Raw genomic sequence first — 13,217 nt, forward strand, 5'->3', positions numbered from 1 at the left:
ACTCCGACAGTACCGACGACTTTCGGTGATAGACGATTTGTGGCGACGGAACGGGTTCGGCCGCCGACCGTCCGGTCGAGCGACCGCTGGAAGCCGAAGGTTCATGCCCCTACTTGTCGATGTTTCATCTATGACTGTTCGCGCCGCCGTCGTGCTGGCCGCTGGAGAGGGGACTCGCTTGCGTCCGCTGACCCGAAACCGTCCGAAACCGATGCTCCCGGCCGCTGACCGACCGATTCTCGAACACGTCTTCGACGCGCTCATCGGGGCGGGCATCGAGCGACTCCACGTCGTCGTCGGGTACAAGCGCGACCGCGTGCAAAACCACTTCGGACCGACGTACCGGAACGTCCCCGTCAACTACGTCGTGCAGGACAAGCAGTTGGGGAGCGGCCACGCCCTCCTGCAGGCCCGCGAAGCGGTCGAAGGCGAGGACGGCTTCCTCGTGGTGAACGGCGACCAAGTCATCGAGCGCCAGATGGTCGCCGACGTTCTCGACGCCTTCGAGGAGACCGACGGGAGCGCGACCCTCGCGGTCACCGAACAGGCCGACGTCTCCCACTACGGCGCTGTCGTGATGGACGGCGACCGCGTGGTCGAACTGGTCGAGAAACCCGAGACCGACGACTACCGCCTGCTCAACGCCGGGGTGTACGCCTTCGACCCGTCCATCTTCGAGGCCATCGAGGAGACGCCCCGCGTGCAGGGCGAACTCGCGCTGACCGACACGCTGGTCCGCCTGCTCGACCGCGAGGCGACGGTCCGGGGCGTCGTGACCGAGGAACTCTGGGAGGACGCCACCTACCCGTGGGACCTGCTCGACGTGTCCAGCGACCTGCTACTCCACGGCCGAGTCACCGAACCCGAGCGCGAGGAGTCGGTCTGGGTCGCCGACAGCGCGACGATTCACGAGGACGCCAGCCTCCAAGGCCCGGTCGTCGTCGGTCCGGACACCGAGGTCCGACCCGGCGCGGTCGTGGGTCCGTACGCCGCGCTCGGCCGGAACGCCACGGTCGGCGCGAACGCGGTCGTCTCGCGGTCGGTGCTGGACACCGACACCCGCGTCGGTCCCAACTCCACCCTGTTGGACTGCGTGACCGGACAGGGGGTCTCGCTCGGCGCGGACGCCACGGTTCCGGGCGGGCCGGGCGACGTGCGAGTCGGCGCGAGGGTCTTCGAAGGCCAGCGACTCGGCGCGCTGCTGGCCGACCGCGTCCGCGCGGACGGGGACGTGAGCTTCGACCCGGGCACGCTTGTCGGCCCGAACGCTCACCTCCGGACCGGCGTGACCGTTTCCGAAAATATAAGCGAACACGCCGAGGTGTTCCGGTGAGTGACCGTGACATCTGCTGACTCGAACGGGGGTGGTCCCACGGACGAATGGTGTGGCCACCGAGACGAGCGAGGGGGCTACCGAGGTGACGGACTGATGTGCGGTATCATCGGCTGTGCCGGCCGCGGCGACGAGACGCTCGACGTTCTCCTGTCGGGACTGGAGGGACTCGAGTACCGAGGGTACGACTCGGCGGGCGTCGCGCTCTCGAACGGGAACCTCTCGGTCTGCAAGCGCGAGGGCGAGATACATCGCCTCCAGCAGGCCGTCACCGGTGACCTCGTCGGGCCGGTCGGCATCGGCCACACGCGGTGGAGCACCCACGGCCCGCCGAGCGACGCCAACGCCCACCCGCACACCGACTGCTCGGACGACGTGGCTGTCGTCCACAACGGCATCGTGGAGAACTACGCCGACCTCCGGGCGGAACTGGCCGACCGCGGCCACGCCTTCGACAGCGACACCGACACCGAGGTCATCCCCCACCTCATCGAGGAGGGACTCGCCGACGGTGCGACCTTCGAGGAGGCGTTCCGCGCCGCGGTCGCACGACTCGAAGGGAGTTACGCGCTGGCCGCGGTCTCGTCCGGGTCGGAGACCATCCTCGCCACGCGCCACGACTCGCCGCTGGTCGTCGGTGTCGGCGACGACGCCGCCTACATCGCCAGCGACGTGCCCGCGTTCCTCGACTACACCGACCGCGTGGTGTACCTCGAGGACGGCGAGTTCGCCCGCCTCGAATCCGGGTCGTGGACGGTTTCCGACTCGGACGGTCGTCTCCTCGACAAGTCGGTCTCGCGCGTCGAGTGGGACGCCGAGGAGACCGCCAAGAGCGGGTACGACCACTACATGCTCAAGGAGATTCACGAGCAACCGCGCGCCCTCCGGAAGTGCCTTCGGGGTCGCGTGGATGAACTCACCGGCGCGGTGGACGTCGAGGCGCTCGACGGATTGGACCCCTCGTCGGTCCAGTTCGTGGCCTGCGGTACGTCGTACCACGCCGCGCTCCACGGCGCGAGCGCCCTCCGCGAGGCGGGGGTCCACGCGCAGGCGTTCCTCGCCAGCGAGTACGCCACCGCGCCCGCACCGGTCACCGACGACACGCTCGTCGTCGGCATCACTCAGAGCGGCGAGACGGCCGACACCCTCTCGGCGCTGCGAGAGGCCCAGCGGCGGGGCGTCGAGACGCTGGCCATGACCAACGTCGTGGGTTCCACCGCGGCCCGCGAGTGCGACCGGGCGCTGTTCATCCGGGCCGGACCCGAAATCGGCGTCGCGGCCACCAAGACGTTCTCCTCGCAGGTCGTCGCGGCCAACTTGCTGTCGGCCTCGCTGGCCCCGCAGAGCGACGCCCGCGAGGTGGTCGAGGCGCTGCGCGACCTGCCAGGACAGGTTCAGGAGGTGCTGGACTCCTCGCGCGCCGAGCGGGTCGCCGAGCAGTTCTTAGACAGCGAGGGCTACTTCTTCGTCGGCCGCGGTTACCACCACCCGGTCGCGTTGGAGGGCGCGTTGAAATTGAAGGAGATAACCTACAAGCACGCCGAAGGCTTCCCGGCGGGCGAACTGAAGCACGGCGTACTGGCGTTAGTTACCGAGGAGACGCCGGTGTTCGCGCTCGTGACGGGGAACGGCGAGGAGGCGACGAAGACCGTCGGAAACGTGAAGGAGGTCGAAGCGCGGGAAGCGCCGGTAGTAACTGTGACTGACGGGGTCTCGGACGTCGAGCGATACGCAGATGCAGTGCTGGAGATACCCGAGACGCACCCGCGAGTGGCTCCGGTGTTGGCGAACGTGCAGTTGCAGTTGGTGGCGTATCACGTGGCGAAGAAACTCGGTCGGAGTATCGACAAACCGCGGAATCTGGCGAAGAGCGTTACCGTGGAGTAGATTACGTTCGCTGGTCTTCGTCCGGAGATTCTGGTGGTTCGAGTACGGCGAGCAGTAGCCGAACCGTTCTCGACTCTCTGACCCACTCACTTTCGGCGGAGTTTCGGAGCACTCCCGTTGCTCGGGAAACGAATGACGCCCGCCACGTGCGTTCGAGGTGCGGGACGAGTCGGTCGAGGAGCGCAACGAGGGGACCGACAGTGTAGGTGTCCCGGAGATTGACGACGACGACGTCGGGTTCCGATTCCGTCGTGAGCCAGCGATACAGAAGCGAGCAGCGCGTCCAGCGTGCGAGCACTCGAACGATTCCCGCGAGTCCAGACGTGTCGGTCGCAACTTCGAGGGCGTTCGTGATGGCCCCCACTGTGCTCGCGACCCACGACGCCGTGAACCACGCTCGAAGTCGGAGTACGGTCGTGCGGACGAATCCGACGACGGTCGAATCGTCGGCGATTCGTCGGGTGTCCGTCGTCATCAGTTATCGCTTGCGAGATTCGTGACGGTTCCTTTCACGGTGACATGGCCGAAGTCCAGCGTGAGTTGGCGACCGACTTCGAGCGGCTTATCTTGGAACGTGATGTCCTCGTCCGTCGTCGTAGTGTTGAGCGAAACGCGGAGCGTGACGGTTTGTTTGCGCGGATGTTGGCGTTCGTGGAGTGTCCCGTTCTGGTCCCTGACGATGACCTCGGTCGGTCGCACGGATTTGTTCTCGACGGCGGTGATGCTGTCCGTGCCGATTCGACCTTCCGTGATGGCGTCGGCGACGTAGGGCTGGACGCCGGTTATTTCGAAGGTGGCTACGGTGGTCGTGTTGTCTGTCAACGCCTGTGTCGCGTTGGCGGGTTGGTTGTCGCCTCCGAGTACGAGCGCGGTGCCAGCACCGGCGACTGCGAGGACGAGCAGGACAACGAGTGCGTCGATGATATTGATGGTGCCGAGGAGACGGCCCTTGTCGTCGATGAGCTTCATAGGTGGAGACTCCGTTTTCGTGTTTGAATCCGTGGTCCGCCACGCCGCTAAACTGTTGTGTTTTGGCTTGTGCAAAAGTCACGGTCTAGACTCGACGTTACCCTTCGTCTATTCCCTACGGCTTGATTCAGATGAACGTTTTTTTCGTAGCTCCGCTGGAACAACAGCGCATCCGTAAATTTACCACCACATATCTTACAGTTCCCTCTATTTCGACATACGTATTTTACGATGGACAGGTATTTTTAACAACCTTGTTGTTCGTTCACCTACTAAGTGTGGTTTACTGGGAGTGGCAAAAGTTGTCTTCATGAATGTGCATAGTAGTGTCTAAAGGACGTCCACTGCTAATTTTGACAGCACGTATTTATAAGATATGAGTAGGGTACTTCGGATGAGGGTGTCCGTGAGTTAATCGCTTTTTGATCTACGTGCTCGAGTGCGATTACGTCAATTTTGAGAAATTTGTCATCCGCCGGAGTTGGTTAGCGTTATCCCGAGTTTGTCCTCCATTTCGTTAACGAAAACAAGCTCTTCTGTTCCTAATGCGAATGTCCATACAACAAAGAGGTGCACAAGTAGGAAAAGGATGATAGCAGAGGCCATTTGGAGTATACCAGCGAATATACTGGATAAAGCAAAGTTCATTGCAAAAAAGCTCGGAATGCTTATGAATGCTACCCATCCGAGTTGTTTTGATAAAGGCTGAATGTTGACAAAATGGTACAACTCGACCAGTCCGATAATGTTTAGTAGTATGTACGAAAACGCTGTCGCCAAAGCGGCACCAGAGATGCCTAACCGTGGAATAAAAGCTATATTAAGCCCAAAGTTCACGACTGCAATAGCGATAGTGTTATACATGACCACTTTTGTTCGGCCAATCGAAGTTAGGCAATTCATGGTTGGCCCAGCAATAACGGAACCAAAGAAACCTATAGCAAGAATCGTAAGCGCTATCGCCCCTCTTACATACTCATCTCCGAATGTAAGCTGAATTATTAACCGTGGGAATGAAGTCATCATGAGGAATATTGGAAGACTCAAAATGAACAGCCATTTCACGGTCATTTTATATATTTGACTCATCTCGTTTAACTCTCCGTTTGCGTGGTGTTTTGAAAGTAGTGGCATGGCAAGGAAGATAAATGCACCTAAGACCGTAGTCAGTAAATTTGCCAATGGATAGATGACGTGATAAATACCGACAGTTCCAGTTGAACTAAAGTAAGCTAGTAGATATGTGTCAATGTCCGATAGTACAAGCGACATAAGGCCCGTAATAGCAAGCGGTGCAGAAAATTCTAATAGCTCACGGTGCTGTGTCGGCTGGGTGAATAATCCTTGCATCGGCGCATACTTCCAGAGGTACCACAGACTGACAATACCACAGACGATGAAAGGAATAGTATATGCCAGTATCCCTCCGAAGGTTCCTAGTCCTAATGAGATGGCGAAGGCGATAAGTAATAAGCGAACTCCCGGCCGTACAACATGTCTGATAACGACTTTTGGAGTGGTTAATTCAAGCCCACGCATTGTACCAATCACATAACGCGTGAGTACTGCAAACGGCCCAATAATGGCGAATGCCTGAACTATTTTCGTTAATGACGGATCCTGGAATACATAGCGACTAAGAAACGGTGCTGCGATAAAGGCCAATATTGATAGAATAATTGAGAGAAATATCGTTAATTGGAGGCCTGAGTCAACCAAATCTTGACGTTCTTCTAATGTCTCTAACCGTGGGAGGATTTGAGCAACTCCTGTATTCATACCCAGAAGCGCAATTATCTGTATTGTGAGTACAATGGTAAGTCCGATTGAGACTGCCCCGAAATCAACCCGACCGAGATATCTTGAGATAAGCGCTTTTCCAACGAACGAAATAGCGTGGTCGAGATATGTTGCGAAGATTAGCAGTATTCCACTCTTAAAAAGAGAGTTTAGAGATTCGGAAATGTTTGTCATTGTTAGGCGTAACCCATGTCCCGCAACTGTTGCAATGTTCCTTCGCTTATTTCCACATCGGCACTGCCAGTTTCTTTGGTATCAAGGTCTTCGACAATTTTATCAAGCGACTTTTTTAGATTTTCGGACTTGCCATTTTCTACAACCCATTTTTCATTAGTCTGGTAGCCATAGTTGCTTGGCGGATGTATAATTCCTCGAAGTTGAGTATCGTATGGCTCCGGATTAAATCCGTCACTGATTAGTTTCGCTTTTCGACGCTCTCGAAGCCCGTGTCCTTCAATCAGTCTCGGAACCGGTTCTTTATCTTTCAATAGGTGACGGCCCCGCGAATGTTGATTATCCACGTCAGCTATATCCAAGATTGTTTTATGTACATCTAGCAAACTGGTGATATCGTCCCGCTTCTTGTCCTTACTTGATCCATCATAGACAACTAATGGCACCTTAATGAGCTCGGGGTATAACCCATAGTCATGACCCCAATACCCATGTTCTCCAAGCAGTTCGCCGTGATCAGCAATTGTAATTACATAATCCATATCGTCTGCTAACTTTTCAAAAATATCCTTATATTTTTGCGAAAGATATTCCGCAGCGTCATCGTATGCCGTCTTTACCGATGCATCAGGTGGTGATTCTTTATTCTCAAGGCCTAATTCAGAGGGGGGAGAGTAGTCTAGATGTGTTTGCGCTTCTTTTGGGATTTCATCATATGGTGTGTGAGCTTCCATTAAATTGATGAAAACGAATTCGGAGGAGCTGAAGTTCTGATTCGCTAACCATGTACGGGCATTACTTACACCGCTATCCTTTGGCGACCATAGTCCACGATTCTGAAGAGACATTTGTAACCCATATTTTACCGACAAAAGTGTTTTACAATCGTTCTTAAAACACCCAGTAAGAGCCCGAATATACCGTTTGGGGCCGGTCCCTTCGTTCATTTTGAAGAACTCTGCCCAATCGAATACCTCATCTTGAAGAGCCTGAACGCGATAGTTCCCGCTAAAAATATCAAAACCACGGTCAAAATTGAACGCGGGCGAAATATTTGGATTCGCAGAGTAAGCTCGTGTCGAATAACCGTTTTTTGTGAGGATTTCTGGTAGGGTTGCTTGTTCTACGTTGAGCTTCTGGTTTTTGGCGTGTACCCCATGTTCTGAGGGATACTTTCCGGTAAAGAGTGATGCATGGGCGGGTGCCGTCCAGTGCGATGTTGTCCAGGCGTTCTCGAATCGGATTCCAGGAAGCCATTGGAAGTGTTTATCGAAAAAATCCTTCCTGAGAGTATCAAGAACCACTAAAGCGATTCGAACCATTGTCCTTGACTCGAAGCTAACCTCAAATTAACGTTGCGCTTGACCACTCATCTTCCACCGAGTCACCTCTATAACCAATAAAATAGAATGAAATATGTATTAGTAATCTTCTCTGAACCGAGAGAACACTTTTCGCACTTGCTTCTTTATTGCCGGAGGGAGAAGTATATAAAAGAGACGTAGCAACGGAAATACATAATAACGAGTTGGTAGAGAGAAGGACCGTACAGCTTTAATATTAAACCAAATGAGTGTGAGGTTCCTTCTCCATAGGCCGTATTTAGAGTGCCATGTACTATCAGGACGGATTTTTCTTTCAACAAGAATCTCATTTATATTGGCGAACTTAGTGTGCTGGCCTACTCTTGTCCAAAGTTCCAAATCTTCAATATCATTAATAGTTCCGTCATACAATCCAGAAGTAATAAGTATTTCCCTCCGAGCCATTACGCCACTATGTATAAGTGGAATTCCCTTTGCCATCTCTTTTCGAATTTGGAGATCCTCAGTTGGATAGTATCGATCGTATTCCTCTTCACGAATCGTATCGATAGACTTGTTTCCGACGCCAACTACCCCCACATCAGGATTTTTATTTAGGAAGTCCACTTGTTTCTCAATCCTATCCTCCATAGAAAAGTCATCAGAGTCAACTCGAGCAATGTATTTTCCTTTTGCTCTGTCGATAGCGAAGTTGAGAGAACTAGAAAACCCCAGTCCTTGCTTAATAAACAAATCTATTCTTTCATCACTATACTCATTTATTTTGCCAATTGTTCCATCTGATGAACCCCCGTCAATAATCAAAACTTCGAAATCTTCGAAAGTTTGCGCAAGCAATGAATCAATTGCTTCCTCTATGAACTCTTCCTCATTTAAAGTCGGTAGGATAATGCTTACTTCAGGGGATGGCATCAAGGTGCACATCTCTTTTACGCCGTTAATTATCTATCGATTTGAGGTCTCTAACGTCTTTGTAAAATCCTTAGCGTCGCCCCTTTTACCAGAATTTGATACTCCAAGTGCAAGACCTATTAGAAACCAAAACTGCCTTGATTTATAAATATCTAAAAACACGCCCCAAAATAATAAGGATGAGAGCGAAATAAATACAAAAGACGAGATGACGTTTCGCCGACAGATAATGTCTCTACCAAGCCTTGTTAACGGAATGAAAATTATTGCTATAGACGAAGCGAGACCTACAACCCCAAATTGAGAAAGTATTCCCACATAGATATTATGTGATGAGCGAGCGGATACCTCGAACGGAAGTCCGAAGAAATAATTGTTAGGACCAAGTCCAAGAAACGGATAATTCTCCCAACTCACTATTGCTCCTTTCCAAAGGGTAATTCTGTTACGTATCCCCGCAACTACTGATCCTGAACGTAGGAAACGCATATTAAACAAATACAAAAATCGGTCAAAAAACACTAGAACTGACGATAGAATGATAATTATTAGGGTGGAAAAATGAGAAATTTTAATTGAAAAATCCGTTAATGAGTAAATGCATGACATAATGAAAAGTGCTGTGGTCAAGATTAGGATTCCTAATCCTGTCCGCGACCCTGTGGCCACAATCCCTATTCCAATAAATGACGGAAGAAGCCCTGAGAGGATAACTAGGGGTGTCGATTTACCATTAGAATATAAATCATATACTATGTGGAAAGATAATACATAACCAATAGTTAGAACGCTACCATATTGATTAGGGTCGTAATAAAATGGTTTTGCACGTGCTTGATTGACTCCGGAGAGCATACTCTTTACCCAACCAGGCTGATATCCCACTAGAAAAAGCACGGAGACAGTAATTGCAATCGCACAACTAACTACCGTGGATATAACAAAAACATTCCTTACTTGTTTGAATGATATCTCTTTACGATATATATAATTAAAGGTGAGTAGGGACGTGAGAAATCCAGTAATATACCTAAGCACGTCTAAAAACCCTTGACCAGATAGACTTACTGGTGACCTAGCTAATGAAGTTAACACAACTACTAAGAAAAATGAAAATGAAAGACTGAATTTTGGTTCAATTATGATTGAGCTTCTATAGACAAGTATATATGAGAAAACCGCTAGTCCAAGAACGATATCTGCGTATTTCACCGAACCAATTTCCGGTCCACGAAAGAGAAATAATGAAATAGAAGCTAAATACAAAAATTTCGGAATAATGGTTTGCTTCATACCTCTTCGTTTTGTTCTCTACAGGTAAAGATGACGGACTTCCTCAGCAAGGGGCCACTCTGTATCGAAAAGCTTGAGTATTCACCAAGTTTGGTTGTGCCATATGTCGGACCTACTTAAACGAGCTCATAAAGTGTACCACCGAGATGGCCTTGGGATACTTTTAGGAAAGTCATTACGGTACACATATAATAGAACGCTTCGTCGATTCCTTCCCAAAACCCAAGAAACCGCCACTTTCAATGGCGTGCATGTTTCCCAAAGACGTTGGTTAGATAGCATTGTTCCTTGGTGGACTCCACCTGGACAAGATATGCCCCTCTATGAAACGGAACTCATTCGGGGTGCTCGTAGTCAGATTGAAACCGGTGACAAAATAACCATTATTGGCGGTGGGTGGGGTGTTTCCACCGTGGTAGCGGCACAAGAGGCAGGTGAAGAAGGGAAAGTTGTAACATACGAGGGTGCAACTAAACAGGTGAAACGAACTCAGCAAACCCTCCTTCTTAATGACACTCTAGCAGAGGTTTCCATCATCCACGCTGTTGTCGGTAAGACGAAAAACCTACGAGGGGATGCAGGCCGTCCAGAGCAGATTAATCCGGATCAATTGTCTCCTTGTGATGGGCTCATAATGGACTGTGAAGGAGCGGAAATGGATATTTTGACCGATCTACGCATTAGACCACGCTTTATTGTCGTCGAGACTCACGGTTTGTATGATGCTCCGACTGAAAAAGTGAAAGAGAAATTGGTGGAAATGGAGTATGAAATAGCAGCATCAGGTGTAGCTGAGGAGTGGAAAAAGGAGGATTGTTATGAAAACGATGTCTATGTCCTTACAGCTGTCAAGGAAGAGACCTCGGAAAACAAATCATGAACGATAGGATAACACGAGATGAAATGCAGAAAGTTGCAATTGTCCATCCTGATTTAATGCAAAAAGGGGGAGCGGAGTCAGTCGCTATGCATATTTTAGAGGCATTACAGGATAACTATGAAGTTTATTTAATTACTTACACTAATCCCGACATTAGCGAATTAAATAGTTTCTTCGACACTACAGTCAAAGACGTTGAGATAGAACGGATTGATGGTCCTTCTCAATGGTTCAACAAGGTTGTCCAAGAACGGGTCGTTATGCTTAAAAATGTAATCCTCTGCCGTCACGCTAATGCTCAATCTTCGAACTACGACCTTCTTATCAGCACTAAGAATGAACTGGGTTTGAATCCTCCTTCAATAGAGTACATTCATTCGCCCACCTTTGATACCAGTCAACTTCCTTCTTCACAGCAGAATAAACCTGGGACTGCAAGACAAATTTATAAGGAATTATGTATGAGGTTGAGTAACATCAATCAAAGCGTGTTAGATACGACACAGCTTTTATCGAACTCCGAATGGACAGCGAACGTCTTTGAAAGAACGTATGGGCGACGACCCACTCCAGTTTACCCGCCAATCAATACTAGTATATTTGAAAGCCCTCCTTGGGAGAATCGCGAAAACGGGTTTGTAGTTGTTGGCCGTATTCACCCAAGCAAGAATTTACTGAAGCTTATCAATATTGTCGAAAAAGTCCGGTCAAGAGGTCATGATGTACACGTCCATTTTGCTGGTCCTCCATCTAAGGGGCAGTACCACGAAGTGATTTCAAGGAAACATCAAGACCTACCCTTCGTCCACTTAGAGGGTGAACTGAGTAGACGAGAACTTATTTCGCTTATTTCTTCCCATAAGTATGCACTTCACGGGAAAGAGTTTGAACATTTTGGAATGTCTATTGCTGAGTACGTTGCTGCTGGATCCATTCCTTTTTTACCAAAAAGTGGCGGACAAGTAGAAATTGTTGACGGGAAATCGGAACTCTTGTACTCATCGTTAAGTGGAGCTGTAGAACAAATTGAGGCGGTAATTACTGATAAGGAGTTGCAGGAAGAAATCCGCGAAGATCTACGCGGTGCTACAGAAAAGTTTAACAAAAAACGTTTTGAAGAGGAAATACTAGAAATAGTAACGGCTGTCTGCAAAGGGTAATTCTGTTACAAATACCCGAGATCTTGGAGGCGTGATTTAGTACTACCATCTAGTTTGTTATCTTCTCCACCACTGTCTATTTTGGATTTACTAATCCAAGGTTCGATTCCTTCTAAAAGGTCTTCTTTATCTTGAAGAGTCGTTTGTTTTTCATTGAAGCCATTAATCTTGTACGTGGTTCTACTTCCATCTGCCTTGTGTACTAGTTTCCTCTTTGGTGTCCTGATGGCCTGTCGAGGATGTTGGTAGTCCTGAAATTTCGTAGCATCATAATCGCCGTCAGTTCGTCTATCTACAGCTTTTTCAGGAGGATTTGTTCCTAAGAGTTCCGAAATAGCATACTTTCGCCCTTCTTCTGCGTACGGCGGGGGAAGGATAGCTCCGTTCGGGTTTGTGACCTCACTTTTATCCACTCCAGCCTCATGAAGGATCAGTGAAAATAGATCCGTGGTTTGAATCTGGGATTCCACTAACCTTTGATGGCCATCACCGGTTTTGACAGCGCACGGAACCCGAACTAAGGTGTCGTGTAATGAATAGAAGTGGCTCATTAATCCGTGTTCGCCAATATTCTCACCATGATCTCCTAAAAATACCACAACAGAGTCTTCCCTCGCCCCTATTTCATCGAGAAATTCATAAATCTCTTCTAACTTTCTGTCAAGATACAGAAGCTCGGCTTTATATAACTGTTGTAGTAGACTTAAATCATCATCATTGATTGGATTTTTCCCGAACATATGTTCCAATGGTTCTTGTGGGACAGAACGAGCCTTATTCAAATCACTATCGTTGAGGAATTTGAGGGCTGTCTCTTTTGGTGGATCGTATTCTAAATGAGGCTCTAAATAATTAGCAAAGAGAAAGAATGGATTTTCTCGGTCCCATTCATCGATTAACCATTTTTTAACTATTTTATTTATCCTTGTTGCACCGTGGTCATGGCGATTATGAAGAAACTTTCCATAAAAACCGTTAATAGTATTCACAACTGGATTTCCAGATAGTATATCCTTGGTAATATGCTTAAGAGTTTCAACTGATGATTTGTCCTTCGATAAGCGACTAGTCTCAATAAGGTCCTTTTCAGTTTGAATTAACTGCCAAATTTTGTAGAAGTCGTCGAAACCCCTAGCCAGGCCGAAAAGGTCGCTCACCCATGAATTATTCGTGACTCCAACAGTCTGGTACCCCTCCGAATGAAGAAGACCTGCTAAAGTATCAATCGACGGCGAAAGGCTATCTTCCCAACTGTTAACACCGTGATTACTGGGGAACAACCCGGTAAAAAGAGAAGCGTGTGCAGGTAGTGTCCACGGGGCTGTAGAAATACATTGTTCGTACATAACGTTTTCTTCAGCAAAGGAGTCGAAAAACGGGGTTGTTTTCGGTGAAAACTCAGAGTAAGCAGAAACACTTGAAGCACGAACGGTATCAAGAACAAACAAAATGATATTAGGCTGCTCTCTCATGGTTGCCAGTGG

11 protein-coding genes are annotated in these 13,217 nt (G+C 49.7%); 4 read left to right on the plus strand and 7 right to left on the minus strand.

Annotated features, from left to right (window positions below; genetic code table 11):
* Positions 1–130 precede the first annotated feature (130 nt).
* Both FXF75_RS02320 and glmS read left to right on the plus strand, forming a co-directional pair.
* A complete protein-coding gene (locus FXF75_RS02320; protein ID WP_163519938.1) occupies positions 131–1,333 on the plus strand; it encodes a sugar phosphate nucleotidyltransferase in 1,203 nt (400 codons plus the stop codon).
* A gap of 96 nt (positions 1,334–1,429) precedes the next feature.
* Positions 1,430–3,220, plus strand: a complete 1,791-nt coding sequence (gene glmS, locus FXF75_RS02325) for a glutamine--fructose-6-phosphate transaminase (isomerizing) (protein WP_163521065.1) — start codon at positions 1,430–1,432, stop codon at positions 3,218–3,220.
* Position 3,221: 1 nt separating this feature from the next.
* Here the strand turns inward: glmS and FXF75_RS02330 are convergent, their stop codons facing one another.
* From FXF75_RS02330 to FXF75_RS02355, 6 genes are all read right to left on the minus strand, one after another.
* Positions 3,222–3,695: a hypothetical protein gene (locus FXF75_RS02330; RefSeq protein ID WP_163519939.1), complete on the minus strand. Its 474-nt coding sequence runs from the start codon at positions 3,693–3,695 to the stop codon at positions 3,222–3,224.
* Positions 3,695–4,189 carry a DUF4330 domain-containing protein gene (locus FXF75_RS02335; RefSeq protein ID WP_163519940.1) on the minus strand — a complete coding sequence of 165 codons (495 nt, stop codon included), beginning with the start codon at positions 4,187–4,189 and terminating at the stop codon, positions 3,695–3,697. The genes FXF75_RS02330 and FXF75_RS02335 overlap by 1 nt, the downstream gene beginning before the upstream one ends.
* A gap of 468 nt (positions 4,190–4,657) precedes the next feature.
* Entirely contained in the window at positions 4,658–6,163 is a 1,506-nt protein-coding gene (locus tag FXF75_RS02340; protein WP_163519941.1) for a flippase, read from the minus strand.
* Positions 6,164–6,165: 2 nt separating this feature from the next.
* Positions 6,166–7,485: a sulfatase gene (locus FXF75_RS02345; protein ID WP_163519942.1), complete on the minus strand. Its 1,320-nt coding sequence runs from the start codon at positions 7,483–7,485 to the stop codon at positions 6,166–6,168.
* 99 nt (positions 7,486–7,584) lie between these two features.
* Positions 7,585–8,400, minus strand: coding sequence for a glycosyltransferase (locus tag FXF75_RS02350; protein ID WP_163519943.1), 816 nt, complete (start codon positions 8,398–8,400; stop codon positions 7,585–7,587).
* Positions 8,401–8,433: 33 nt separating this feature from the next.
* A complete protein-coding gene (locus FXF75_RS02355; RefSeq protein ID WP_163519944.1) occupies positions 8,434–9,612 on the minus strand; it encodes an O-antigen ligase in 1,179 nt (392 codons plus the stop codon).
* Positions 9,613–10,006: 394 nt separating this feature from the next.
* On the opposite strand from FXF75_RS02355, the gene FXF75_RS02360 reads away from it, so the two are divergent.
* Together FXF75_RS02360 and FXF75_RS02365 are read left to right on the plus strand one after the other, a co-directional pair.
* On the plus strand, positions 10,007–10,573 hold the full coding sequence (locus FXF75_RS02360) for an FkbM family methyltransferase (protein ID WP_163519945.1): 567 nt from the start codon (positions 10,007–10,009) through the stop codon (positions 10,571–10,573).
* Positions 10,570–11,733, plus strand: a complete 1,164-nt coding sequence (locus FXF75_RS02365) for a glycosyltransferase family 4 protein (RefSeq protein WP_163519946.1) — start codon at positions 10,570–10,572, stop codon at positions 11,731–11,733. Before FXF75_RS02360 ends, FXF75_RS02365 begins: the two co-directional genes overlap by 4 nt.
* Before the next feature lie 5 nt (positions 11,734–11,738).
* On the opposite strand, the gene FXF75_RS02370 is transcribed toward FXF75_RS02365, so the two are convergent.
* Entirely contained in the window at positions 11,739–13,205 is a 1,467-nt protein-coding gene (locus tag FXF75_RS02370) for a sulfatase (protein WP_163519947.1), read from the minus strand.
* Positions 13,206–13,217 lie beyond the last annotated feature (12 nt).

Origin of the sequence: Halorussus sp. MSC15.2 (assembly GCF_010747475.1) — an archaeon.
GTDB lineage: Archaea > Halobacteriota > Halobacteria > Halobacteriales > Haladaptataceae > Halorussus.

Excerpts from the sequence above, each read along its gene's own strand:
- FXF75_RS02320 (WP_163519938.1), top strand. The coding sequence starts at position 131 with ATGACTGTTCGCGCCGCCGTCGTGCTGGCCGCTGGAGAGGGGACTCGC.
- glmS (WP_163521065.1), top strand. The coding sequence starts at position 1,430 with ATGTGCGGTATCATCGGCTGTGCCGGCCGCGGCGACGAGACGCTCGAC.
- FXF75_RS02330 (WP_163519939.1), bottom strand. The coding sequence starts at position 3,695 with ATGACGACGGACACCCGACGAATCGCCGACGATTCGACCGTCGTCGGA.
- FXF75_RS02335 (WP_163519940.1), bottom strand. The coding sequence starts at position 4,189 with ATGAAGCTCATCGACGACAAGGGCCGTCTCCTCGGCACCATCAATATC.
- FXF75_RS02340 (WP_163519941.1), bottom strand. The coding sequence starts at position 6,163 with ATGACAAACATTTCCGAATCTCTAAACTCTCTTTTTAAGAGTGGAATA.
- FXF75_RS02345 (WP_163519942.1), bottom strand. The coding sequence starts at position 7,485 with ATGGTTCGAATCGCTTTAGTGGTTCTTGATACTCTCAGGAAGGATTTT.
- FXF75_RS02350 (WP_163519943.1), bottom strand. The coding sequence starts at position 8,400 with ATGCCATCCCCTGAAGTAAGCATTATCCTACCGACTTTAAATGAGGAA.
- FXF75_RS02360 (WP_163519945.1), top strand. The coding sequence starts at position 10,007 with ATGCCCCTCTATGAAACGGAACTCATTCGGGGTGCTCGTAGTCAGATT.
- FXF75_RS02365 (WP_163519946.1), top strand. The coding sequence starts at position 10,570 with ATGAACGATAGGATAACACGAGATGAAATGCAGAAAGTTGCAATTGTC.
- FXF75_RS02370 (WP_163519947.1), bottom strand. The coding sequence starts at position 13,205 with ATGAGAGAGCAGCCTAATATCATTTTGTTTGTTCTTGATACCGTTCGT.